The 26,590-nt window shown below is 47.5% G+C and carries 18 protein-coding genes and 1 pseudogene; 12 read left to right on the plus strand and 7 right to left on the minus strand.

Annotated features, from left to right (window positions below):
* The 5 genes and pseudogenes from J4G07_16675 to J4G07_16695 form a co-directional block, all read left to right on the plus strand.
* Positions 1-182: hypothetical protein (locus J4G07_16675; protein MCE2415621.1), on the plus strand; the 182-nt coding region annotated here is incomplete at its 5' end.
* Between the two features lie 81 nt (positions 183-263).
* Positions 264-2,012 (plus strand): annotated as a pseudogene (gene recN / locus J4G07_16680) (DNA repair protein RecN).
* Between the two features lie 139 nt (positions 2,013-2,151).
* Complete coding sequence (locus J4G07_16685) at positions 2,152-5,751, plus strand: 2-oxoacid:acceptor oxidoreductase family protein (GenBank protein ID MCE2415622.1); 3,600 nt, start codon at positions 2,152-2,154, stop codon at positions 5,749-5,751.
* 35 nt (positions 5,752-5,786) lie between these two features.
* Complete coding sequence (locus J4G07_16690) at positions 5,787-6,629, plus strand: shikimate dehydrogenase (GenBank protein ID MCE2415623.1); 843 nt, start codon at positions 5,787-5,789, stop codon at positions 6,627-6,629.
* Positions 6,630-6,759: 130 nt separating this feature from the next.
* Complete coding sequence (locus tag J4G07_16695) at positions 6,760-7,068, plus strand: cell division protein ZapA (protein MCE2415624.1); 309 nt, start codon at positions 6,760-6,762, stop codon at positions 7,066-7,068.
* A 173-nt stretch (positions 7,069-7,241) separates the two neighbouring features.
* Here J4G07_16695 and J4G07_16700 read toward each other — a convergent pair whose 3' ends face one another.
* The gene (locus J4G07_16700; GenBank protein MCE2415625.1) at positions 7,242-8,606 is read right to left on the minus strand and encodes a M48 family metalloprotease; all 1,365 of its coding nucleotides are present in this window, start codon (positions 8,604-8,606) and stop codon (positions 7,242-7,244) included.
* Positions 8,607-9,097: 491 nt separating this feature from the next.
* On the opposite strand from J4G07_16700, the gene J4G07_16705 reads away from it, so the two are divergent.
* The 4 genes from J4G07_16705 (at position 9,098) to J4G07_16720 (ending at position 14,001) form a co-directional block, all read left to right on the plus strand.
* The gene (locus tag J4G07_16705; protein MCE2415626.1) at positions 9,098-9,982 is read left to right on the plus strand and encodes an OmpA family protein; all 885 of its coding nucleotides are present in this window, start codon (positions 9,098-9,100) and stop codon (positions 9,980-9,982) included.
* 318 nt (positions 9,983-10,300) lie between these two features.
* On the plus strand, positions 10,301-10,984 hold the full coding sequence (locus J4G07_16710) for a hypothetical protein (protein ID MCE2415627.1): 684 nt from the start codon (positions 10,301-10,303) through the stop codon (positions 10,982-10,984).
* Entirely contained in the window at positions 10,985-12,403 is a 1,419-nt protein-coding gene (locus tag J4G07_16715; GenBank protein MCE2415628.1) for an O-antigen ligase family protein, read from the plus strand.
* A 242-nt stretch (positions 12,404-12,645) separates the two neighbouring features.
* The gene (locus tag J4G07_16720; protein ID MCE2415629.1) at positions 12,646-14,001 is read left to right on the plus strand and encodes a sulfatase-like hydrolase/transferase; all 1,356 of its coding nucleotides are present in this window, start codon (positions 12,646-12,648) and stop codon (positions 13,999-14,001) included.
* A 215-nt stretch (positions 14,002-14,216) separates the two neighbouring features.
* On the opposite strand, the gene J4G07_16725 is transcribed toward J4G07_16720, so the two are convergent.
* Positions 14,217-15,221, minus strand: a complete 1,005-nt coding sequence (locus tag J4G07_16725) for a zinc-binding alcohol dehydrogenase (protein ID MCE2415630.1) — start codon at positions 15,219-15,221, stop codon at positions 14,217-14,219.
* A gap of 205 nt (positions 15,222-15,426) precedes the next feature.
* Here J4G07_16725 and J4G07_16730 point away from each other — a divergent pair, with 205 nt between their 5' ends.
* Entirely contained in the window at positions 15,427-16,308 is an 882-nt protein-coding gene (locus J4G07_16730; protein MCE2415631.1) for a phytanoyl-CoA dioxygenase family protein, read from the plus strand.
* Positions 16,309-16,550: 242 nt separating this feature from the next.
* Entirely contained in the window at positions 16,551-17,231 is a 681-nt protein-coding gene (locus J4G07_16735; GenBank protein MCE2415632.1) for an NTP transferase domain-containing protein, read from the plus strand.
* A 65-nt stretch (positions 17,232-17,296) separates the two neighbouring features.
* Here the strand turns inward: J4G07_16735 and rsgA are convergent, their stop codons facing one another.
* The 3 genes from rsgA to uppS are packed head-to-tail and all read right to left on the minus strand — an operon-like array spanning position 17,297 to position 19,880.
* Positions 17,297-18,271, minus strand: coding sequence for a ribosome small subunit-dependent GTPase A (gene rsgA / locus J4G07_16740; protein MCE2415633.1), 975 nt, complete (start codon positions 18,269-18,271; stop codon positions 17,297-17,299).
* 23 nt (positions 18,272-18,294) lie between these two features.
* Positions 18,295-19,062: a sugar phosphate isomerase/epimerase gene (locus tag J4G07_16745; protein MCE2415634.1), complete on the minus strand. Its 768-nt coding sequence runs from the start codon at positions 19,060-19,062 to the stop codon at positions 18,295-18,297.
* A gap of 14 nt (positions 19,063-19,076) precedes the next feature.
* A complete protein-coding gene (gene uppS / locus J4G07_16750; protein ID MCE2415635.1) occupies positions 19,077-19,880 on the minus strand; it encodes a di-trans,poly-cis-decaprenylcistransferase in 804 nt (267 codons plus the stop codon).
* Between the two features lie 510 nt (positions 19,881-20,390).
* Here uppS and J4G07_16755 point away from each other — a divergent pair.
* Positions 20,391-22,445: a hypothetical protein gene (locus J4G07_16755; protein ID MCE2415636.1), complete on the plus strand. Its 2,055-nt coding sequence runs from the start codon at positions 20,391-20,393 to the stop codon at positions 22,443-22,445.
* A gap of 128 nt (positions 22,446-22,573) precedes the next feature.
* Here J4G07_16755 and J4G07_16760 read toward each other — a convergent pair whose 3' ends face one another.
* Positions 22,574-25,444: a cation-transporting P-type ATPase gene (locus tag J4G07_16760; GenBank protein ID MCE2415637.1), complete on the minus strand. Its 2,871-nt coding sequence runs from the start codon at positions 25,442-25,444 to the stop codon at positions 22,574-22,576.
* A gap of 124 nt (positions 25,445-25,568) precedes the next feature.
* On the minus strand, positions 25,569-26,486 hold the full coding sequence (locus J4G07_16765; protein MCE2415638.1) for a homoserine kinase: 918 nt from the start codon (positions 26,484-26,486) through the stop codon (positions 25,569-25,571).
* Between the last annotated feature and the right edge of the window lie 104 nt (positions 26,487-26,590).

Consider the following 26,590-nt stretch of genomic DNA (forward strand, 5'->3'; position numbering starts at 1 on the left):
CACTGCGAGGCAATACGCGCATCAGCGTTGATTCCCTACGATGCCATGAGCAGTGTTTTCTTAAATTGACGGCTATGGGTAGAGCGACAGCGAAACCCGACCTACGACTCATAAATTCAAGGTTGAAGCACTACTATAATGATAGACATACTCTCTATTCGCAACATTGCCCTCATAGATGAACTTGATTTGGAACTGGCACCCGGTCTGAGACGCTCTACCCGACCTACGACTCATAAATTCAAGGTTGAAGCACTACTACAATGATAGACACACTCTCTATTCGCAACATTGCCCTCATAGATGAACTTGATTTGGAACTGGCACCCGGTCTGAACATTTTCACTGGTGAGACGGGTGCTGGCAAGTCGGTTATCCTCAGATCAATCGGATTGGTATTGGGTGAGAGAACGTCTGCCGATATTGTCCGCGAAGATGCTGATTTCGCGGAGGTAGCGGCGAGCGTTGCCCCTGATGATGCGCACCCGATCTGGCACACAAACTGGGATGAAAATACCGACCCGGCGTTGAAAAGTTCTTTTAGCGATGTATTGGACCCGTCGGATGCAGTGATCCTCTCCAGAAGAATCACTGCGAACGGCAGGAGTCGTTGCCAAGTTAACGGACGCCTGGTGAATTTGAAGCAATTGCAGGCACTCGGAACATTACTTGTAGATATACACGGTCAACACGAACATCAATCGTTATTCAGAACACAAACGCATCTAAAACTCTTAGACGATTTCGGCGGCAACAGTGAGGCACAACGACACGTTGGCGAAGTATACGCACAATTACGCGCACTACAACAAGAAGCAGCGTCCCTTGCAGAGACCTTGAAAGCCTCAGAACGGGAGAAGGAGCTCCTCGAATTTGAAGTGAAAGAACTGACTTCGGCAGATCTGGAGGAAGACGAGGACGAAAAGTTGGAAGATGAAGCGCGTATTCTTAAGAACGCAGAGGCATTGGGTAAGTCAGCGAACTTTGTATACCGACAACTGGAAAATAGTGACTCTGAGACGGGAAATTCTGGCAGTCCGCTTGAACGCTTGAGAAATGCCGCGAAAGAACTGATAAAATTGTCCGAAATCGATGATAGCCTCTCGGAATTAACGGATCGATTGGAATCATCGCTTTATGAATTGGAGGATATTACTTCGCATGTGCGTCACTATGCGGAATCGGTAGAATCTAACCCAATGCGGTTGGACGAAGTTACGGATCGGTTAGCGTTGATAACGAAACTCAAACGACGCTATGGGAACTCTATTCCAGAGATATTGGCTTATCACGCCGAAGCGGAGGAAAAATTAGAGACGTTACAACTCGGCACAGAGAAACAGGAGTCGCTGCAGGCGGAGATCGACAGAATCATTCAAGAAGCAAGGCGTTTATGCACCGCGTTGTCCGCGAAACGGCAGCATGTCGCTAAGCACCTCTCAGAACGGATCGAGAAAGAGTTGCGCACACTCGGTATGGAGAAGGCGGAATTTCACGCCTCCGTTCGGCATATACCCGATGCGCGCGGTGTACTTCAGATAGACGGAAAAAGGTATGCATTCCGCGCGGACGGTATGGACGATGTAGAATTCTTAATCGCGCCGAATGTAGGATCCGAAGCGCGTCCGATCGCCAAAATCGCATCAGGTGGTGAAATCTCGCGTATCATGCTCGCACTAAAGACAGTGCTCGTTCAAGTTGACGAGATTCCTACACTGCTCTTTGACGAAATCGACAGCGGTATTGGTGGCAAGGTTGCAGACGTAGTTGGCAAAAAGTTGAAGGAACTCTCTGCATCTTCTCAGGTCATTTGTATTACACACTTGCCACAGATTGCCCGTTTTGCCGATAGACATTTCCGGGTAGAAAAGAAGGTAGTTGACGAGCGGACACTGATTACAGCGAAACCGTTGACTGCCGAAGAACAGGTTAATGAAATCGCTCGAATGCACGGCGGCGAAGAAACCGAAATAGGGCTTGCACATGCGCGAGAGTTGTTATCTGAGAAATAGGGAAATAGTTGTCAATTATCAGTCAGTTGTTGGGTTTCGCAAGCTCAACCCAACCTACAAAACTAACCAATATTCAAAGTGTACATTTTAACGTTTCCGTGTCAAATCCCAGCATTTTAGCTAAGGATGGGCAAAAAAAATGGACGAAAGATTTACACAAGCCAACGGAACGCATGTCTATACTGGATGCGAGTTGTTAGTTAAGGGTGCTTTAGAGAGTGGTGTTAGCCTTCTCACAGGTTATCCGGGTTCCCCAATCGCCGAAGTATTTGACATTATCGAACGCAATGCCGAATTGTTGAAAACCAACGGTATCGTTGCGCAGATAGCCAACAACGAAGCATTGAGTATCGCACGTCTCAACGGTTCACAGATGGCTGATGTCCGTGCGATTACGTTTATGAAAAGCGTCGGCTTCCATGTCGCTTCCGATGCCCTGGCGATCAGTAACCTTGCGGGAACGACCGGTGGTGCCGTTGTGGTGGTTGGTGACGACACATGGTCACACAGCACACAAGTCCCCGCTGATTCCCGATTTTTGGCACGGCACGTCCAAACACCCCTTATTGAACCGGCAACCTTTCAGGAACTTAAGGACTGGATTGACTGCGCTTTCCAGATCTCCGCGGCATCGAACCTCTACGTCTGCTACTTAACGACCGAAAACCAGGCAAGCGGCGGTGGCGATGTTGAACTCCATCCGAACATCTATCCGGAAATTAGCGATCTGAAGCAGATTGACTTGGATACCCAACTCATCGATGCCGATAAACGGGTTGTTTTACCTCCACATACCGCCCAGATCGAAGTGGAGGCATTGAGAGAACGGATCCCCGCCGCCCTTGAGACAGCACGGGACCTTGGGCTTAACACAATCCAGTTCACAGAAGAAACTTCAAATCGGAAGAAACACCGTCTCGGATTTGTCAGTGCTGGTTTAGCGTATAGCTGCCTCCGCCACGCACTTGGAGAATTGCAGTTGGACGGTGAGATCCCAATTCTCAAACTCGGCATGACGCACCCGATTGACAAGGACCTCATCAGAGAATTTACTGCACAGGTTGACGAAATCTACGTCGTTGAGGAAAAACGTCCGCTTTTAGAGAACGAAATAAAAGCATTCATTACGCATAGCTATCAGAATGGAGACATTGATCGATATGTAAATGTGTGGGGCAAACAATTTCCCAACGGCATGTCAGGAATTCCGGTAACTTCTGGTTTAGACGCTTCTATTCTCATTCAAAAACTCATCCCACTTCTGAAACATCTTCTCGGCAACGGCAGCGATACAGCAACCTATCACGATCCAAAAATCGATCTGGAATACCTCTCAAGTGAAGAAACCCTCCAAAAACAGGTCTCCGAACAGCACATCGACATTCCGCAACGGACACCTACCTTCTGTCCGGGCTGTCCTCATCGTGATTCTTCGAGCGTCTTCCTTGAAATTACAGAGCAATTCATGGATGCGGACTATATGAAGAAGCACCATGATTCAGGCTCCGTCGATCTCGTCTTTCACGGGGATATCGGTTGCTATTCAATGCTGAAATATGAACCATTTCCACGCCTCATGCACAATCTCTCCGCGATGGCGTTAGGTGGCGGCGCAGGGGCAGGCATTGACCCATTTATTAAAAACAAGCAGGTCGTTTTCATGGGGGATTCGACCTTTTTCCATGGTGGGATGGCAGCGATTTCGGATTCAATCAAAAACAACCAAGATATTGCCTACATTATTTTAGACAACCAAACAACAGCGATGACGGGACATCAACCGACACCTGCTGATGAAATTGACCTTCTCGGCAACCCGACGTTTGCACAAGATATTGAGCAAGTGGCACAAGGACTCGTCGGTGACTCCGATATAGAAATCGTGCGCACCAACCCGGAAGATAGGGTAAACTACAAAAAATATCTGGAAAAAACCATTCTCAAGTCCGGTGTCAAAATTGTCATCGCCGATAAAGAGTGTGCGATTACCTACCATCGTAGGATTCGTCGTGAACAACGGCAAACGATAGCCAAAGACGGTTTTCTTAAATACGAGAAGCATATTAATATAACCCCTGAGGTCTGTGAGTTTTGTCGAGAATGTACCACTGCAACGGGATGTCCGGGTTTAAAAATAGTCGATACCGATTACGGCGAGAAAATCGCCATCGATCAGTCCAATTGCGTCGCCGATGGTGCTTGCGCTCGGATTAAATATGCATGTCCAGCGTTTGAAGAGGTAATCGTCACACGCAAACGTCCCCTTCAACATGAAACAACAGGATCCAGAAATCGTGCCCTCCTGAGTGATGAACCTTTACCACCACCACGGCTACGAGCATTCGAGCGAAGTTGGAACATGTACGCCGCAGGTGTTGGGGGTATGGGGATTGGAACGATTTCAAAAGTCCTTGTTGTTGCGGGTTACCTTCAGGGCTACAAGGTAACGTTTTGCGATAGGAAAGGATTGGCAATTCGCAATGGTGGTGTCTATACACATATCACATATATGCAACCGGGTGTTCACGCGTCTCCAATGATTCCTTATGGCAAGGCAGATCTTCTATTAGGACTTGATATTTTAGAAGCCGTCCGCGGTATCACCGCCCAATCGCTTTTCCGCATCGCATCATCGAATCGAACCACTGCTGTCGTGAATACAGCGAAAACTGAAACGATAACCACACTCATCGGCAAAGACGATTTCGCTCCAGAGACACTTGAAGCGTCACTCCAGACCTACACGAATGCGGACACATATTTTGGGACGGATCTCTTTACAGTCTCTGAGCAATTGTTCGGCAATAAATTGTACGCGAACATGATGCTTCTGGGTACTGCTTTCCAACGGCAATTGATACCACTCGAATTGGAACCGCTCCAATTAGCACTTAAGCAGATGGTGCCGCACGCTGATTTGGATACGAATATGAAAGCATTCACCGTTGGGCGTCGTCTTGCATTAGAAGACCCTAAATCCCTGACGGATACACGTTCAGAAAGGTATCCCTTGGGAACTTATGGCGAAATGCTTTCCGCAAAACAACAGATCTTGGAAAAAAAACGAAATGGGAAACGTTTAGCGCAAGAATACGTAATACTTGTTAAAAGTCACATTGAGGCACTTAATCTTGATTCAGACAGCATCCACCGAACCCTCGCGCTCTATATCTATGATTTGATTCAGTTCGAGGATATTAACTATGCGCGGATATACGTCGAAAAGATTAAACAGGTTTATGCCCACGACTCAGAAGTATACGACTATCGCGCGACAAAAGCAGCGATTCGCTATCTCCACAAAGTGATGCTCATCAAGGACGAGGTTTATGTTGCACATCTGTTAACGAGCGAAGAGAAATTGCAGCGGGATAAGGAATTGTATAAGGTTGACACAGCAAACGGCGATAGGATTAAATACGTCCATCTCAATCGTCCACACTTTACGGTGATGGGGCTTGATTTTGAAGCGGACATTGACACACGCAATTGGCAATTGCGTCTGATGAAACGGTTGAAGTTCCTAAGACGTTGGCTTCCAGAGTGGCACGCCAAGGAAAAGGCGTTCCGAGAATGGTATATTACCCGCGTGATTGACACCTTCTCACCGACTGACAGTGAGTCGTATGAGAAACATCTTCAAGCGTTAGAATGTGTAGAGGAAGTCCGTGGCTATCGAGAAATTCGCTATCCGAAAATGGAAATGGCAAAACAGACAGTAGAAAATCTACTTTCTTAATTATGGTCAAATTCCCAGAAGGACGTCGTTAGAAAATGTTGACCGGACACACTCGTATTGTCGGTGTTATTGGTGATCCCGTTGAACACAGCCGTTCACCACAAATGCACAATGCCGCTTTTGCCAAAGCAGATCTCGATTATGTATATGTCCCGTTTCATGTCCGTCCCGATGATTTGGCAGCTGCGATTGCTGGGTTTAAAGCGATGAATGTCGTCGGCATTAACGTGACACTCCCACACAAACAAGCGATCATCCCGCTCCTTACATCAATCTCGCGGGAAGCGGAACTCATCGGTGCTGTGAACACACTAACGTTTGTTGAAGGGGGCATACATGGCGATAATACAGATGCTCCTGGTGTCTTACAAGCCTTAGAAGAGGACGGAAACATGTCTGGGTCTCCGATAGGGGAGAATGTCGTGGTTTTAGGAGCAGGCGGGGCTGCGAGGGCTGTCGTTGTTGCGTTAGCACTCAGAGGCGTTGCATCGATTACAATCGCCAATCGTACAGTGGAAAAAGCAGTTTCTTTAGCAGAAGAGATGGATCAGAAGACAGGTGTTTCCATGCAAGGAATGGGACTCACAGATGAACGATTGCCTCTATCTGTTCGCGAGAGCAAACTCCTTGTCAACACTGCGACGACGAGCATGGATGTAACACAACCATTGTTGATTTCTGCCGACTGGCTTCAACCGAATACTATTGTTTACGATATTGTGTATACTCCACCGGTAACACCTTTGATGCGAGCCGCGACCGAGCGCGGATGTCAAACCCTTGGCGGTATTGGGATGTTAGTTCATCAGGGCGCTATCGCTTTTGAGAAATGGACGGGTGTTACACCGTGTACTGAGACAATGCGTCAAGCCCTATAGACATGACGCTCCGCTGGAGAGTTTCAAAGGAATTTCTTTTAAGCACCGTATCGGGTTGCCGGGTCTATAACGTCATCTCACAACTCGACACGGTCCACCAAGACATACGAAAGGGGTCAATAACGATATAATGGAACAGCAAGAACAGGATGTTATGCCGATTCGCTTCGTTATACTCGGCACACCTTATACCATAAAACCAACAGAAGAACTAACAGCAGAAGCCATCAATGAACTGGTTGCATACGTCAAAGATTTAGTTGAATCCTATCTCAGAAAAGGTTTCGACGAACAAAGGGTTCCGTTGCTGGTCGCTTTCCACATTGCTGATGAAAAACGTCGTCTTCAGGAAAAGTATGAATTGCCCTTGTACCGAATAGTAGAGAGGTTACAATTTGCGATTGAAGAGGAGCCGGAGCCTCAGGCTTCCGAAGAATAATCAGCACCGGTCAACATTGTCCGGTAGGTTTCCTATAGCGGCTTGCGGCTAAAAGAGGATGTTTTGCTTGGGTGTTTCTGCGGATTTCTGCGGATTTCCGTTGATAGTCCCAACCTTCTTGTGCCTGACAAACAATGGTTTTCGATAGTGACTTGAGGCATCTGTCGCCCACCCTAACGCAGCAAAAACACAGCGAGAATGCCAAATATCGGTAGCAAGGCGATTAGAACTTTGACTTCAACCAGATAATCTTTGTAACGTTGAACTGCAGAATTCTGCTCTATCCACTGGTTAATGAATTCAATACGTCGATGGATGGATGGGTGGGTGTTGAAAATTTCAAAGAAACGTTGAATCGATTTTGGCACTGAATTCAGCACTGCGAGTTTCGCCAAGGCTCCTTTGAAAGCTTCCGGTTTTTCTGTCAGCCTAACCGCATACAAGTCGGCTTGATGTTCGCAACGTCTTGACAAATATCGGAAGATAAATATGAAATAAACAATTAGAAAGACCAACGAACACACTGTCGATACCACTGACAAAAGGGGCTGTGATTCTCCGAGGTATGCTACCAATGGTTCTTCAACAAGCCTATAGAAAAAGGGATAATTCAAGAGATAGAAGAGAGAAAAAAGCATATATGTTGGAATGTGCCGATAGCGGATATGTCCAAGTTCATGAGCGACAACCGTTTCAATCTCTTCATCGGTGAAGTATTCGAGAAGCGCGTCTGTCAGAAAAATTCGACGATTCCACGGAAAAGCCCCCGCAACAGCTGCGTTGGCTATTAACAACGAACCGGTTTGCCACACGACAACCTCCCGGTATTTTATCCCGCTCTGCCTCGTCAAACGATCCAACTTCTCCTTCAACGCCGAACCCGCCGCGAGACGTTCTGTTTTCCATAGAAACTGCATCAATAATGGGGCGAAGATATACACGGAAACAATCACCGGTAGGATCAGCCCAATTAGGATGTACGGATGCTCAGCAATGAACACCTTTGCTGGATACGGGAGCCAGTGAATAGCATCCATTATCAGCAAATAAAGGAACATCGGTAACAACGGAAAAAGCAAAAACTTGAATTGCAGACTGAGAATCTCTTTGTAGTGCGCTGATTGGCGTCTATTCACTCGATAAAATGCAAGTCGGATACAGATGAGTCCGATCAGTAGGGGAAGCAGCGCGAGGGTCTGACGCAGATTTGCCATCGGAAAGAAGGCAAAGTATTTGTGAATCAGCATCGGGAGATTCAACAGATACAGATTGCAGAGGTACGCCGCTAAACTGAGGCACTCAAAAATAATCATGAAGCGTCGCAGGCGATAGAGCGTTGGCAGGTTCTCCTCTTTGTGTGCGGGAAAGGTTCTCGCGACATAGAATGTCACGAAACATGTGATAAGAATAGGGAACCCTGTCAAGACAATTGTCCAGAGGACTACCTGTGCATCACTGATATTCATGTTTGTTTGCGGTGGCTCAAAGGAAAAAAGGAAGAGCAGCCCGGCAATTAAAATGATACTTATCTGTCCCACTTTTAATTTTACCTTGCGGTTAAACAACGGGATATTGGACTATAATGTGTTTTTCTCAAATCCGCCTGCGTGTTTTTGCAAACGCTAAAATCCAATGCGAAGAAAATGTTTCTGCGTATTGTTGCAGGAAACCACGTTTCTGGTAGAAAACTTTCACGGAACCTTTGGCGAGTCATAGAATTTTAACGTATCTCGCATCAAAAATCAAGGGTGTTTTAAAGCGTTGTTCCACTTGCTTCAGCGTTTGTGAAAAAAACTCTTGACTTTTTTTACCAAAAAGTTGTATAATTTATATTAAGAGTGCCTGTGAGAACAAACTGCTTGCAGGTCCCCCATATTGGTTGAGATGTAAAACGCCTGCGGAGTCCGTGTAAGACCTTATACAACCAGCCCTACGATGCTGGCAGAGGCACTGGACATTGAAACAGGAACTACCTCTACAGACATAATCAGTTATCTGCAATTATCTGTAGTAAAAGGAGCAGGAATCCATGATAAGTAGAACCGCTTTCACAATTATCGCTCTTCTGGGTGTTGCCCTTGTTGTGAGTAGTTGCGGCAAGTTAGATCAGGAAGAGTTTGAAATGTGGAAGAATGAACATGTCTCGCAGATGGAACAAGCTGACGCAGACATGTCAAACAAGATTACAATGCTGGATAGCAAGGTTGATCAGCAAGGCAAAGATCTAACTGAAGCGATCTCCAGAGCAAAAGATGAAGCAATTGCTGCATCTCAGCAAGGGGATGCTGATACCATTGCTGCTGGCATGCAAAATGCCAAAGAGATGGATGCGCAACTCCGCGCCGACCTAACGAAGTCTATTGATATGCAAGGGCAAGAAGCGATGGACTTTGCCAAAGGCGAAGCTGCCAAACTTCAAAAACAACTTGAGTCCCACGGAGAAGCCGATAAAGCCCAAGATGCAGCGATAAAGCAGCTGGAATCTAAAGTCATGGCTTTGGAAGAAGGTTTAGCCATGGTAGCAGAAGAGGTTGCCGCAGCACCGACACTGTTGGTCACCGTCACTTTCGCCAGCGGACGCACCAGTTTATCCAGCGACGGACAGCAGATGCTTGACGGTATCGTTGAACAACTCACGGAAGCTTCGGATGCGAAGGTTAAGGTTGTTGGACACGCCGATGGTATGCCAGTCCTGAGGGGAAGTTATAGAAGCAATTGGGATCTCTCACAGGCACGCGCAAACTCCGCTGCAAAGTACCTGCAATCCAAAGGAATCGATGCTGGCAGAATTGAGGCTGTTGGCAAAGCGCATACCGATCCTGTTGCGCCACAGAACACTGCCGCTGGCAGAGCTATGAATCGTCGGGTCGAAGTTATTCTGGTTCCTGCACATAGCCATAACCATCCACATTAATTCCAAGTCATTCATGGGTTGGAAGCCGTTTTACGGTAGATATTAGAATTAATTAGACACTCTAAAAAGGCGAGGTTACAAACCTCGCCAGCGGGGATGGCGGCTTTCGCTCCTATTGAGAGGTCTACTTATTTGCAGGTTTTATCATAATTCCTCTGGCTCAATGAGTGCAGTCCAAGTGTTTTTGTATGAACAGAGAGGTGGGTCGTTAGCGGAGTCACGCCATCACGATGATAGTGATCGCGTGACTTCCGAGTACCCGCCTACTGCTATCATATCACTGCTCTATACACGCGTTGGATAAGGACTTTACAACTTATGCGTTTGGTATTTGCCTGCTGCTTGTTTCTGTTGTTAATTCCGTGCCTAACACTTGCAGATACCACCGATGTGCATCCCGTGCGCCCCTCCCCTGTGCGAGACTTTTTAGCGGAACACCTGCAATCTCCGTCGTTTCAGTTGTCCCTATTTTCATACAAGCCGGAGTTGGGGAGCTTGGCGGATATTCTCCAAAGCGTCGGCGTATCGAGCGTTCCGGGTGCGCTATTACCAACGTTTTCGGTTGTATTTGAACATAGTGCCGAGATAGCTTCACGTTTGGAGTTCGGCTATTGGCAAATGAAACTTGACATCCCACCGCCTACCTCAGCAAACCTCTCTACCACACTTATCCCGATTTCATATCAGTTCATTTATCGTCCGGTGCTTCTCTCCGAATATATCCCAATCTACTTGGGGGGTGGTATTGGTTATTTGGGGACCAGCTTTAGTGGTAGCGCAATCGACCTCATTGAACAGCAAGGCATCAGCTTCGACAATAGCACTTCAGGTCCAACAGGGTACATCCTCATCGGGGCAGAACTGCTGGAGTGGGAGCATAACCTATCATTCAACTTTGAGGTGAAACGGATACTCAAAACCGTAGAAACAACTGGTACTCTACCCCTCGACCTGATTTTAGACGGCACTGCGATCGGTTTAGGCATCAAAATGCGACTCTAAATGGAAACCATCAGTGGCAAACGCATTCTCCCATTTGTCGTCTGTCTCGTATTCGGTTGTATCATCGGTGGTTACTCGGATACACCGCTCCCACTTCTGAGTTTGTTGGCTGCAACGTGTGCTTTCGTCTTTTTAGGTATGGAACTTGCGGTCTATCTGTTGTTAATCGCTCTCCCATTTTCATTTCGCTACATTCTCCCAGGTCGCTTTGAAATTCAAACACCGACAGAACCCCTTTTAGGGATGCTCATCGCTGTTTACTGCGCGCGACGCATACTTGATCGGGTAATTCAGTCGGGAATCGGAGTTCCCTCCTACAGAGATAAATCGGAAAATACCTTTCCTTTTTTCGTCCCACTCTGCCTCTACGTCTTTGTTACATTCCTTTCTGCGATCAACACGCCAGATCTTTTTGGCACACTTAAAGGCGCACTCCGTGCGACAATCTACATGCTTTTCAGTGTGATAGTGCACGCTGTCATCCAAAATAGGACTTCTCTGAAACGGCTTTTTATTGCCAGTTTTCCGTCCGCTGCGGTTGCTGTCATTTGGACAGTTATCGTTCTCATTTATCACATAGATGCCTGGCAGTGGACAAGCGCGTACCGAAGCGCGCCATTTACGAATTATTCTGTTTACGGTGCGTTTACTGCTATCTTCTTCCTTGTCTGCCTGAGTCGTTTCCTCTTTGACAATAGTGGATACGACCGTGTGCTCTGGACAGCGTGGTTTATCTGCTTCGGTGTGGGTCTCTTAATGTGCTTTTCGCGTGGGGTCTGGCTATCGGTCATCGTCGCGATCGGGTTCATGCTGCTGCAACTGGGGAAAGGCGTTACGCATAAAAAGATACTGTTTACTGGTGCTGCATGCCTTATCTTACTGGTGTGTCTGAATCTTCCGGGCATCTACAACATTCTCGTCGAACGTGTTACATCTGCGGTGGATCTCAGTTACGCTTCAAACCGAGCGCGTCTCTTACGATGGGGACAGGCTTTTGTGATGTTCTCTGAAAGTCCTATTTTGGGTAAGGGATATGGCGCGTTTGCGATGTTGTACGAAGAGGATGTCGCACTTGTTGGAAGTTATACTGCACAGTATCAACTCGGTGCCCACAGCGAATACCTCCAAGTAATGGCGGAATTGGGAATCGTTGGATTAGGTGTATGGATATGGCTGAACTTTGCCTTCCTACGCTACGGGTTTCGTGCCCTCAAAACGTTAGGAGACGGCTTTTACCGTGCCGTGGTCATTGGATTGATGGCGGCAGAAATTTCATTGATGGTGCATTTCATAGTAAACAATCTGCTGAACGGGGATGCCATTGGGGTCCCCTTTTGGGGTATCTACGGATTATTGCCAGCTGTCGTGCAAATGGCGAATCGAGAAAAGACTTCATCCGAAACCCAAGACAGGGTATAATAACCCAAAGCAAGCTTCAATATTAACCCTCACATTTTGAATCCACAAGTGGGGTGGAAGTATGGAAGATTGGAAGGCAGCGGACGCGGTGTTTTTTCCACTCTTCCTGTGCTTCCATCCTTCCTCAAAACTTAATGCTGTGTCACTCCTAAAATGATGGATGTGGGCAGCCACAAGGGACTGCCCCTACAGGGAAAATCCCTTCAACCCACAGCACTAATATTGCTCAAGGGAGATATTAAATGAACATTATCCATATTATTTCAGACACATTTCGACGCGATAACCTCGCTCTCTATAGCGGAAAAGGATACACACCGTCCCTGAATGCTTTCGCGGAAAAATGTGTTGTTTTTGACAAAGCGTATGTCTGTGGTTTTCCGACTGTCCCGATCCGAGGCGAGCTCGTGACAGGGCAAGTCAGCATCTGTCGGCGAGGGTGGGAACCCTTGAAACGAGATGTCCCTGTCATCGCTGATGACTTAACGAACACTGGGGTTGTGAGTATGATGATTGCGGATACGCCGCATCATATCAACAATGGCTTCTTTTACAATCGCGGGTTCACGGGATGGAAGTGGATTCGCGGTCAAGAGGGGGACCACTTAGAGACCCACCCGTACGATTACGAATCAAAGGACGCATTGCGATATCGAGAGTACACACGAACACATCCCAATAAGTTACCCGGTGGACTTGGCAACCACATCAGAAATGCTGATTTTCGACAGACAGAGGGAGACACTTACGTCGCACAGACGATGCAAACGGCTTGTGATTGGTTAGAGCGAAACCATCAGCACGAAAACTTTTATCTGATGGTGGATACCTTTGATCCGCACGAACCGTGGGATGCCCCTGAATGGTATCTAAAGCGTTTCGATTCAAGCGATTACGACGGACCGGAGCCGATCTATCCACCCTACGGTCCCAATCCGATGAATGAACGAGAAACGGAACGTCTCAACGCCCTCTACCGCGCAGAAGCATCATTGGTTGACAACTGGATCGGGCAACTCTTGCGGAAAATCGACTATATGGGCTTGATGGAAAACACAATGGTGATTTTCATGGCGGACCACGGCTTCCTATTGGGTGAACACGGATTGCTCGCGAAGAACCTCAGCATGTATGAAGAGGTTATCCACATCCCACTCATGGTTTATCATCCAGAGGCGACACCCCGTCGGACGGATGCGCTCACCAGCATTATTGATATTCCGCCGACTGTTATTGATGTGTTCGGTGCGGAACGCGGGGCACAAGTGGAAGGTAAAAGTCTTCTGCCCGTTATTATGGGAGATACCGACACAGGACGCGAGTACACCGTTACGCACGGCGCATGGGTCGGTGGCTGGAGTCCTGATGGTGGAAGCCCGCATGGGAGCATCACCGATGGCACTTGGTCCCTGCTTTTAGAGAACCAAGGTGCGCCGAATCAGTTATTCCATTTACCTTCTGATCCGGAACAGATGAATAATCGGTTTGAATCAGATACGGCAGAGGCGCGTCGACTCTACCAAGCGTTTTTGGATTTCTTAGCACAGCACGGCGCACCAGAAGCGATGGTGTCAGAATTCCAGAATCGGTGGCAGTAGGACGGGTTGGGTAACCCAATCCCTACGTTTGCGGACGCACAGATTAACAGTCTATGCTACAACAACGTACACAATAACGGTTATCGGTCTTCGGTTATCGGTTATCGGACAAAAGGTTTCTCGGAACAACCGATTCCAATTTCGCATATTCCAAAGACGGGGTAAATGGTTACAGAATGCCCCTTCACCGACAACTGAAGACTGAAAACTAAGCACTACGTCCAGTCCATAATGACACCCAAATATTCATCCTTCCGATCTGTCAATCCGTCGTAGGCAGATTGTGCGTCTTCTGGGTCAATGACATGCGTCAGCAATTCTTCGACTTTGAACTTGCCCTCACACATCAGTGAATACACTAAGCGTGAGTTGCGTTCAAGTGAATGCTTCGATTCACCGGTGTGCATCGTCGGATAGATCCACTCATGCGCGCTTCTGAGCGTAATCGCGCCTAAACCAATGCTGTGGCTATAGTTCAGAATCGCTGTCGCATCCGTAACGTATTCACCTCGCGGTGAACCGAGTAAGATGACCTCACCCTTGGTACCTGTTAATTGGTATGCGGTTTCAACAAGTCTCGGGTTCCCGATCGCTTCGACGGTAACTGCGGTTTTTTCGCCATTTGTCAACGCGATGACGCGTTCCAGAGTATCCTCTTCGTCAGGATTAATCAGATGCTGAATACCGCACTGCTGGGCGATTTCAAGCCGACGCGGCACCCGCTCGATGCTGATGACTTTCATACCTGCCAAGTTGAAGAGTTGGGATGCGGAGTTGCCGACCAACCCCAAACCGATAACCGCGACGGTATCCCCAAATTCGGCGGAAGATACTCGTAGAGAGGTCATCGCAACGGTTGCCATTCGGACGAACGGGACCAGTTTTTCATCTATCTCTAAAGGCGGTTTCAGTGCTAAAAGGACTGCCTCAGTTTTGGCGATAGAAGCGTGTGGACTATAGCAGAAAGCGAGATCTCCGACAGCGCATTTCGTTACGTTTTCACCGACTTTGAGAACTTCACCGATCGCCGTATAGCCAGAGCCGTGTGGGAACCGTGTCCCGCTTTCGAGTCCTGTATATCCTGCCCCTTCGGTGCCGGGACTAATCAAACTATAGTGCGTTTTTAAGAGAATTTGGTTCGGCGTGAGTGCCTCATCAAGTTCAAAATCTTCCAGCGTTGCTGAACGTTTCGCTGGCATCACAATCCGTTTGCCTTTCATACCATTATGCTCCTTGTTGAATTTTTTCCATTATGGTATCATATTTACCAAACTTTTTTTTAATTATTCCTTGCGGTTCGATGAAGTGGGCTGGGTGCTTTGACGTTTCTCGGCGTAGAGCCAGCCCGGCACGTTGTTTGGGCTTACGTTTTCTCTATACTTTCAGGCATAGAGCTGGATCCCTTAAAAAAGGAAATATTTCTTTATGAGACTTACGAAAGAACAGTGCGAAACCTACCAGGCACAAGGCGTATTGATCGTCAAAAATGCCTTGACTGACGAAGACCTACAGCCAGTAATTGATGAGATTTCGGATTGGATTTCGGAACGCGCCCTTGCTTTAAAACAGGAGGGTAAAATCGAAAATCTCTACGAAGATGACCCCTTTGACCGACGGTTTGGAAAATTACTCGCACAATCAGGTGAAATGGTAAGTGGCTTGGACATCATGCACTACCGTGGCAAAGCCATCTTCGAATTCCTGAAGAACGACAACCTTTTAGATGTCATTGAAGGAATTGTTGGTCCCGAAATTACGTGTAACCCGATTCAGCACCTACGTGCGAAACCGCCGGTCATAGACGGGAACGCAAGTTGGGCAGGCGGCGTTCCGTGGCACCAGGATGCTGGCGTCATGATGCCAGAGGCAGAGGGATCTGCTATCGTCACATGTTGGCTTCCGTTGGGTGATAGCACAGTAGAGATGGGATGCCTTCAAGCATTAGCGGGTATTACCGAGGAAAAGGGTTACCTGACCCATCAGAAAGAGGGCGGGACGATGATCAAACCGGAGTTGATGCCGGATGTTGAACCGCTTATGTTGGAATGTTACCGTGGTGATGTTATCCTATTGAGCCGCTTCACACCCCATCGTTCGGAACCGAACACGTCCGACCGATGCCGTTGGTCATTGGATTTACGGTATCAGACGACAGGGCATCACACCGGACGGACAGCACATCCCGATTTCATTGTGCGGAGTCGCAAAAATCCTGAAACTGTCCTGTCCGAACACCAAGAATGGTGTGACTTGTGGACAGATGCTTTTGAAAACCCGCGAGGCTTCGCAGGACATAGGTCGGAATAGCAGTCAGCAATTAGCGGTTGGTAGTTATCGATTATCGGTTAAGAGAGGCATCTAACAAAGGGCTTTTCTTAAGATAGTATCAAAACCGGTAGCCTGCAACAATACGCAGAAATACTTTCTTCGCATTGGATTTTAGCGTTTGCAAAAACACGCAGGCGGATCTAAGGAACGCATCCGATAGTTCTAACGCACGTCCTTTCTCCGCAAGGTAAAATTAAAAATCCGCAAGGTAAAATCTAAAAATGCAAGCGATTATTCTGTGTGGTGGTCTCGCCACACGGCTCGGCGAGACTGCGAAAACCCTTCCGAAGATTCTGCTGGAAATCGCTGGGAAAACAGTCTTGGAATGGCAAATCCAATTGCTCAGAGATGTAGGTGTCAACTCGGTCATTCTCGCGTCCGGACACCTTCACGATGTGCTTTATGAACGCGTAGGAGACGCTTACGCTGGTATGCGCATCCATTATGCTAAAGAGGAAAAGAGGCTCGGTACTGGCGGTGCGGTTCAGAATGCGATGCAGCAGATTAACACATCGCCGTTTTTTGTCCTAAACGGCGATATCTTGATCGCCAACTTTTCGCTGCGGGAAATGTTAGTTCGATTTGAACAAGGAATGACAGGGGTGCTGTTAAGTGTGCATGTCCCGGACATCCGCCCCTACGGCGAGATTGTATCGGACGGTGAGGGAAAAATCCAAGCGTTTCGTGAGAAACAACCCATCTGTCGTGCGGGATATGTCAACGGGGCGATATATCTTTTCAATCAAAGCATTGCTGACGCGTTTCCAAGCGACCGAGAAAACTTCTCTATGGAGCGAGATGTTTTTCCGGATGTTCCCAATCTCTACGCTTTAGAAACGGACGCCGACTGGATTGATATCGGTGTTCCAGAACGTTTAGCGGACGCACGCAAACACTTTTAATTTTACCTTGCGGTTCGGTCAGTGGAGCTAAATATTTAACGTCCCTTTGTCTTTTTTGTTGACCGCTACTCCCCTACCTCTTCGGTTCGCAAGACGACATAACTCCGATACCGTTCTGCATGTATTACCCCTGCTTCAACGGCATCCTGAACAGCACAATCAGGTTCGGCGACATGGGCGCAATCGTTGTATTTGCATGTGCCGAGGTAAGGTTCCATTTCCGGAAAATAGTGCTCTAAATTCTCTGTATCTACACCCCACAATCCGACTTCCCGTATACCGGGTGTGTCGGCGACTTCACCACCGATGTCTAAGGGAAAGCGTTCGACAAGGGTCGTTGTATGCCGTCCCTTCTGAGTTCTGATACCGACTTCACCGGTGCGCAGGTCTAAACTGGGTTGGAGTGCATTCAGGAGACTGGATTTACCGACACCCGACGCGCCAACAATAACACTAAATTTATCCTTTAGTGCCTTTCGGAGCGCGTCCAGACTCTCAGGCACATTGATGCTGGTATAGATAACCGGGTAACTCAATTCCTCATAAACAGCAAAGGTCGTTGCGAGTTCCGTTCGTTGTGCCTCATCCACTAAGTCCATCTTGTTGAGACATACCACCGCTTCCATGTCCCCCGCTTCCGCCAAGATAAGAAACCTATCGAGTGTCCGAAAGTTAAGGGGCGGCATCAGCGTAGAGACAACGGCTACGATTTGATGTGCATTCGCAACGATAACCTGTTCAATGTCCCCGTGTTTTCCGGCGTATTGCCGCGAGAACTTTGTCTGACGCGGCAGAATATCCTCTATCACTCCCTCTTCCATATCAAGTTGTGTGAAGATGACCCAATCACCAACAGCAACTGGGTCGGCATAGAGTCTGCGTCCGGTTTCAGATCGGTATCTCCGTTTGAGTGTGCCACGGAGTGTGCATCGCAGGATAATATGATCGTGTTGGACATCATAAAATCCTGTCCGCGCCCGGATGACTCTGCCTTGTTCGCGTGTAAGGATAGATTCCACCTCCCAAAAGCGTAGAAGCAGTTGACAATTCTATCAAAAATTTGTTAGACATACGTTTTCATAGTCTCCAAAGCTACTTCAACATCCTCATCAAAATTATCAAACTTGCATTCGCATGAAACGCGACCGTCATAGCCTGCTTTTTGTAGTGACGTGAAAAAATCTGTGAAATCGAAATCGTCGTTTCCGGGATAGGAACGCTTGACAGGTTCGGCTATATGAACATGCGCGAGCCACTCAGCAGCGTCGATAATGTTCTGCATCGGTTCTTCTTCCTGATAGATGTGATAGAGATCTGCCAACGCTTTAATACCGGGGCGATTCACGCGTTTTGCCATAGCGAGTCCATCTGCGACAGTCCGGAGGATATTCCCCTCTCGCCAACAAATGGGTTCGATGACAATCGTCATGTTATGGGTTTCGGCATGATCCGCCGCCATATCGAGGAACTCAGCAATCTGTGCCAATGCACGTTCGCGCGAATAGCCTTCCTCTATACTACGAGAACCGCTGCTGCCGTAGACGATAATCTCACCACCAATTTCATTGCCTCTACGACACGCAGTCTCTACATAACGAGATAAACGCGAAAAATCGACAACATCGCCGACGACACGCAAGTCACCCGGAATAAACCCGGCGTACGATTCCGGTTTTAACGGTGCCTTCGCTACCTGTTCACGAATTCTCTGGAATTCAGTCTCACCCGCCTCAGGCATCAATCCGGGACGCACGCCTAACTCAATGTAGTCATATCCGACTTCTGCGAGTCGATTGACATTCTCTAAACCTGTACAAACTCCAAATCTCATCCGTTGGCTCCTTCTTATTCTCCAAATCGTCGTTTTCGCTGGCTATAAGCACGCAAAGCACGAAGAAAGTCAATCTTCCGAAACGAGGGCCAGTACGTATCACAGAAATAGAATTCTGAGTAAACGCTCTGCCACAGCAAAAACCCGGATAACCGCACCTCACCGCTGGTACGAATGATTAACTCAGGATCCGGAAGGTTTGAGGTGTAAAGATAGGGAGTAATTTTATCGACCGTGAGTTCATCTGCAATCTGGTGGACAGGTTTACCCGCCTCACTCTCGACTTTCAGGTGTCCCCGAAACGCTTCAATAATTTCCTCTCGCCCACCATAAGCGACAGCGACATTTAAGATAAATTTGTCGTAATGCTGCGTTGCTTCTTCTGCCTCCCGAATTGCTTCTTGCAGACTACTTGGCAACAGTTCTATCTGTCCCATTGCACGTACTCTGATCTGGTTCGTATGGAGTCCCTCAATAGTGACAAGTTCCCGCATTTTCCTTTCAATCAGTCCGAGAATTCCTTCCACTTCATGTGCGGCGCGTTTGAAATTATCAAGGGAGAAAATCCAGATTGAGAAAATTTCAACGCCAAGTTCGTCGCACCAATGGAGGACCTCTTCGAGTTTGTTCGCTCCTTCATGATGCCCCTCAATGACATCGTCAAGCCCACTGGCTTTCGCAAAGCGACGATTTCCGTCTAAAATTACACCAATATGACGTGGGATCTTCCAAGCAGTGGCTTCGGATTCCAAACGCCGCTGATAGGCATTATAAAAAAATTTTTCAATTCGTCTTTTAATAGCGTGGAATGGGTTCATATTTTTAATTTTACCTTGCAGAGGAATAGGGTTGCTTAGAACTGTGAAGTGATGTTCTTATATCCGCTCTCCATTCCATTACGAGCTACGCTTCTCCGTTGCAATGTAGGCATGATTTGTGAGGTCTCCCACATTGCGACATTTATTATAACACAGCAGCGTTATTTAGAAAAGTCTATAATTAGCCGTCAGCCGTCAGCAATCGGCAGTCAGTTAAAAGAGGGATATGATACGCCTAACACCCTTGCCCCTGATAACCGAGAGGATTTTTCAAAAAAAATCCACACTGCCCGTATTCAGCACGACTCCAATAGGATTGATGGCTTGAGAAGTAAAAGAGATTTTAAAGTTGACGTGTTGTAGAAAATGTGATAAATTTATTGGAAAACATTCACAGATAGTGGTCGGGCGTTTGTAGCGATCGCTAAAATAATATGTATCCATCTACTATCAAGTTTTCAGTATATCTATGTGCAAATTCTTAATCACTGACGCGCAGCCCGTAACGAAGTGGAGGGCGGTTCTACGGAAAGGCACTTCATTGGTCAAACCCGCCTCAACGAACCGCAAGGAATAATTAAAAAATTTGAAACTTCCACTTCGCTAACACCCTCATGCATTCCTGCCCACGGTGTCACCCTCAAATCCATTCTTATTGCCGTTATTCTCATACCGATTAACTGCTACTGGGTTATTGAGATGGAGGTTATTCGGTATTCAGGTCATCCTGTAACGATTTCCCTCTTCTTCAATGTGATTTTCAGCCTGTTCCTGGTTATCGGTGTAAACTATCTGTTGCGCCGTTTTACCCCGAGCTTCGCACTGGTACAAAGCGAGTTAGTCGTTGTTTACCTGATGCTTTCGATCGCTTCGGGAATTACTGGGCACGACATGCTTGAGATTTTAGTCCCGATGTTAGGACACGCCCACCGTTTTGCGACTCCGGAAAACGAATGGCAACAGTTGTTTGTCCCCTTCCTGCCAAAGTGGCTCACCGTTAGCGACACGTCCCTTTTACACGGCTATTATGAGGGTGAATTACCTCTCTACACAGTTGAAACATTGCTCGGCTGGGCAACACCGGTCCTCTGGTGGACTGCGTTTATCACTATGTTGGTTTTCGGCATGCTTTGCATCAATATAATTGTTCGCAAACAATGGATCGAACACGAGAAATTAAGTTACCCGATCATCCAACTCCCACTCCAATTGACAGAAACACCACAGAATCGGTTCTTTCAGAATAAATTGATGTGGCTCGGTTTTGGAATTGCCGGTGCGCTTGCTCTCTGGAATGGTGTCAACTTTCTGTACCCGATCTTACCTGAACTACGGACCCGTGTGCGCAGTTTCCAAATCTTTACGGAGAGCCCGTGGAACGCTATGGGGCGAATCCCGTTTTCACTCTATCCGTTCGCCATCGGGCTCGGTTTCTTTATTCCTCTTGATCTCTCGTTCTCGTGCTGGTTCTTCTTCTGGTATTGGCGATTCATGCGGGTTCTCGGTGCCGCCCTTGGATTACGCAGCCTGCCTCGCTTTCCATACATGAACGAGCAGGCATCGGGTGGTTATCTCGCGTTGTGCGCCTTAGCTATCTGGGCAAGTCGGAGACACCTTTTGGACGTTGGCAAAACAGTTTTTGGATTGAGGAATCGGGGTTACAAACCCCTCCTACAGGGTAGGGTTTCGGGGGACACCCGGCAAGAACCGATGTCATATCGCGGCGCGGTACTTGGGCTTATCGCAGTGATGGCATTCCTTGTGCTTTTTTGCTACTATGGCGGCGCTGAAATTTGGGTGATGTTTGCATTCTTCGTTATTTATTATATGATCTCCATTGCTATTACTCGGATGCGCGCCGAATTAGGCACACCTGTGCATGACTTGCACTACTCCGGTCCTGATGAAATTTTGAGTCGGACTGTCGGAACAAGGCGGTTGGGAAGAGACAACCTCATCATGTTTTCGATGTTTTGGTTTATCAATCGTGCGCATCGCAGCCATCCAATGCCGCACCAACTCGAAGGTTTCAAAATCATGGAACGAACAAACATGACGATGAACCGTATCATTTTCGCTTTGACGCTTGCGACTATTTTAGGATCGTTAGCAGGATTTTGGGCGTTAATCGATCGAGGTTATCGGCTCGGTATGGAGATACGCGCCTATTGGCCCTCTCTAAGTGCTTTCGGTATAGAGCCGTATCGTCGCCTCGCGGGATGGTTGCAGGCTCCAGAAGAGACACTCATCCCCGAAAGCGGATTTATGGGCATAGGGTTTCTCTTAACAACGGTGCTAATGTTCTTTCGGATGCGATTCGTATGGTGGCCATTTCATCCGGCAGGTTTCGCTATCTCTACGAGTTGGGGTATGAATGTTACGTGGAGCTGCCTTTTCATGAGTTGGTTAATTAAGTGGCTTATTCTTCAGTACGGGGGCGTCGTTCGACACCGCAAGATAGCCCCCTTTTTCTTAGGGTTAATTCTGGGGGAATTTACGGTCGGGAGTCTCTGGACAATCTTAGGGATCATCGTCGGTATTCCGACTTACGGGTTTTGGGTGTAGCAAATGGTTATCGGTCTTTGTTTGAAGAAGAATCTGATTTAACCAGGGAAACACCGAAGCCAAAACACCCTTTTTTAACCGAAAACCAAAAACTGAAAGGGTTGTGAGCAACCCGTACTGACAACGCCTTAAAAATCGTCAGGTCGCGAACCTACAGCCAAATTCAGCGGCAATAGCAGCAATGTTAGACTAAACAGGAGTGTCCATTGCCATTCCCATTTGAGGGGTGCCATTCCTAAAAATTGCGCCACAGGTTCAACATAGAGCGTCGCCAAATGGAGTGCTATAATAACAAATGAAATAATGATGAGCCGGGTGTTAGCGAACACCCTTTGAACCAGCGATTCCCATGGATACCGTAAAGCTTGCCAACATGTAGCGAGCTGCGTGAAAATAAGGGTGGTACACGCGGCTGTTCGCGCGATCGCAATATCCAAAGTATTTGGATCTCCCTTATCTCCAATGGAAAGGACATCTCTCATTAACGTTGAAACACCAAATGTATCGGACAATGTAGGTGAACGCCATAGGATAAAGAAGAAGGGGATAATTGTCATCAGACTAATAGTCACAGCGCGGCAAACGATGTCTACACCTGTCGTTTTTGAAAGGAAGCGCGATCTCGAAGACGATGTTGGACGGTGATGTTTTTCATCAGCAAATATCCGTTCTGTACCTATAACCAATGATGGTAATAGGGTCATGAGAAATTGCGTCCAAATTATCTGTGTTAGCGTCAATGGCATAGGCATCTTATAGAGATAGTGTAGAACCGTTCCAAAAGTCAGTGTGAGAAGTAGGGAGAGTGTACAAGAAAAGTTCCATCGCAGAAAACTGGCAGCGTTATGGTAAGCCTCGCGAGCATGCAGCAGCACATCTCGGACAGCTTGGAAACCGCCCTTGTTAATGAGTCCATCGGCTGCGGCTTGCACAACATGTGACGCATCGACTCTACTTGCGAGTGTAATATCCGCAACGGTCATAGCTCGGAGGTCTTCCCTGCTTTGTCCCAAAAATCCTATTGCATGTCCTTGACGTTTTAAACTAAGGACGATATTTCGACGCTGATACCACGTTGGTTGCGAATAAGCAATCCACTTTTCTATTTCACTATCGAGTTGTTCGCGCGAGACGCTTTCAAGTTCCTCTCTTGACACCACTGCTTTTCGGTTGTGGATAAGCCCAAGATCCTTCGCGAGATCGACCGTTTCTTGTTCCTCACTTTCAGTGATGAAAATAATTTTAAGTCCAGTATCAAGACTGGACTTCAGGATTGCCTTCGTTCGTTCATCATTGTTGGCAGAAAAACTGATAAATCCTAAAAAGATAGGATTGTATTCCATTTCCTGCGGTTTCAGAATAACATCAGAGGAATGAAAGGCTACGCCATAGACTTGCGATTTCGTATTCATTAGATAGTCTATGATTTCATGGTACATCTCATACCTATCGTCGGATAAGGGTGCTGCTTCGCCATGAATGAGTACATACCCGCAAGTGTCAAGCACTGTTCGAGCATCTCCAAAGATGATATTAAGATAATCCTCCGGTGCTGATTCGAAGACTTGCATTTGATACGGATAGTTACGCGTCAAGGGATACGTATTCACCAACGGCAATCGAGTCCTCAGACTTTCCAGTTGGTAGCCGAGTTTCTCCACATCCTTCTGGATGGCGATTTGGGGCGACAGTCGCATCTCGGAAGCCATGGAAACCTCTGAAGTTGTTGACGTATTTAGGAGGTCAGCACTGTCTGTATCCCGTCCATCGGAAGTACCAAGTCCCGCTGTGAACACTAAGTGTGGAGCCCCCTGTGGGATTTTTCCGCCGGGTGCCATTGCCTCAATAGCGCCCTGTCGCTCTGCAGGGGTAAGCTCCTTGAGAGAATTTAACCAAGCGTCCCATGTTTTGCCATCTACTAATTGCTCATCAACGAAAAGATTTGAAATTGTTAGGGCGCGTGTGGTGGAAAGCCCATTTTCATTCGCAAAAAAAGTGGTAATGCGACTTAGTTTTTCAAGGCTACGTGCATTCCGTAGCACAACCCCTTTTTCCAACAATCTGTGGGCGTGTTTAGAAAAAAATAAACGGAGCACTTGAATCACGTCTTGGGGGGCAGATGCGACAGCAAATAGCATCCCTAAATGGATTAGAGACTGCCAATTGGTAGCACGATTCTGATATTCAAACCACCACGCGATTGTGACAGCCACGCCTCCGACCACCATACCGATAACTTTTATCGTGGTATATAAACCTCTTGTTTCACTTTCTGCGAGGATATTCGCGACGAGCGTTGGCCGTGCATCCGGACGTTGTTTCCATATCTCCAATTGCCTCCCGGTTTGCACAACGATCGCAAGCCCATGCCCTGCTACAACGTATGTCCCGCCGAATGCCATATTTTTTTGTTTTTGAGGCGGTAAAGCACTATCTTGTATATCCACCGCTACCTTTGACACGGGTTCCTCGGTTCCAAAGAGTCCTGACTCATCAATCATAAGACCTTCTGATTCAATGATCCTGGCATCAGCAGGCACATAATCCCCTGCGCTGAAAGGGAGTAGATCCCCAGGCACGATGTCCTCTGGCGCGTACTCATCTAATTTCCCCTGCCGAATAACCTTGATACTATGCACCATAAACCTATTACGGGTGGTATCACGGCTGCGAATGCGATATTCCATCATGTATGCGGACACGGCATGAATAACCAGAACTGCTCCAACAACGCTGACTGCCTGAAGCGTAACACTGCTCGGACCGTTGGTTAAGGAAACACTTAAGATGACTGTGGCGACTCCCAAAACAATGATACGCCAGGTGAGCAACGATTTAAGAAATGCTGCCAGAGGAAACGCGTCTTCCTCTGGGGACATCTCATTTTTACCGTGCCGTGCCTGCGCCCTCTGAAAGGCTTCGGCACTCAATCCCTGCTCCATATTGGAGTCGAATTTATTCAGTATTGATGCGATGTTTTCCGCATGAAAATTTGACATTTTTTAATTATTCCTTGCGGTTAAACAACGTGGGTTTGAACTTGACATGTCTTTCTTATATCCGTTCTCCATTTCATTACGAACTACGCACTTTGTTCTACAGAGATGAGGTATCCCGCAAACGCTAAAAAACGCTTGCTCCATGAGCATCCGGCTTTAAAATTTTAATATCAGACGCAATTTGGTGCTTTTTAAAGGCAGCTTGCATCTTCTCAGCAACCTGTTCCGCGTGATCCAAACAATAGGCTGCGATAGTTGGTCCTGCTCCGCTCAATGCAACGCTAAGTGCTCCAGCGGTGGTAGCGGCTTCTGCCACATCATCAAATCCTGGAATCAGCGAAGTCCGGTAAGGTTGATGCAACCTATCCTTCATTGCGACGCGCAACATTTCAAATTGTCTCGTGGCAATGCTGGCGATTAGGAGTGTACTCCGGCTTGTATTATAGATTGCATCTGCAAAACCGACAGATGTCGGTAACACCCCGCGTGCTTGTTCTGTTGACAGTGGGAAATTAGGGATTGCCAATACAATCGAAAGGAGGGGCGGACATTCTAATCGAACGGTATGAACCTGAGCATCCTCCTGTGCCGAAACGACGAGTCCACCATACAGAGAGGCAGCGACGTTATCCGGATGCCCTTCGAGTTCTGTCGCAAAGTTGAGAAGTTCTTTGTCAGCAAATGGAGTCCCGCAGAGCGCGTTTGCAGTAAGCAATCCACCAAGAATGGCTGTTCCACTGCCGCCGAGACCCCGAATCGCAGGTATCCCATTTTGTATCTGCAATCTGAAACCCTTGGGACGTTTCGCTCCGCTTCGTTGGAAAACGAGTTCTACCGCTTGAAATGCGACATGCGCTGGCGTACTGGGTATTTTATCGGCATCTACGCCGCTTACAATCACTTCCGTGCCGGTTTCAGACGTTTCCAACGTAACTGTACTATAGAGTTGGAGAGCAAGCCCTAACACATCGAATCCGGGTCCCAGATTCGTTGTGCTTGCCGGAATCCGCGCGGTAACTTTTCGGTTAAAAGTAGGAGGCATTTTTAATTATACCTTGCGGAGGAACACCGACGTTTCGAGTTTGACATCCGTTCCTCATATCCGCCTGCGCCGATGTTGCAGGCTACGGGTTTTTCAGTCTTCAG

The organism is Candidatus Poribacteria bacterium (assembly GCA_021295715.1).
Classification (GTDB): domain Bacteria; phylum Poribacteria; class WGA-4E; order WGA-4E; family WGA-3G; genus WGA-3G.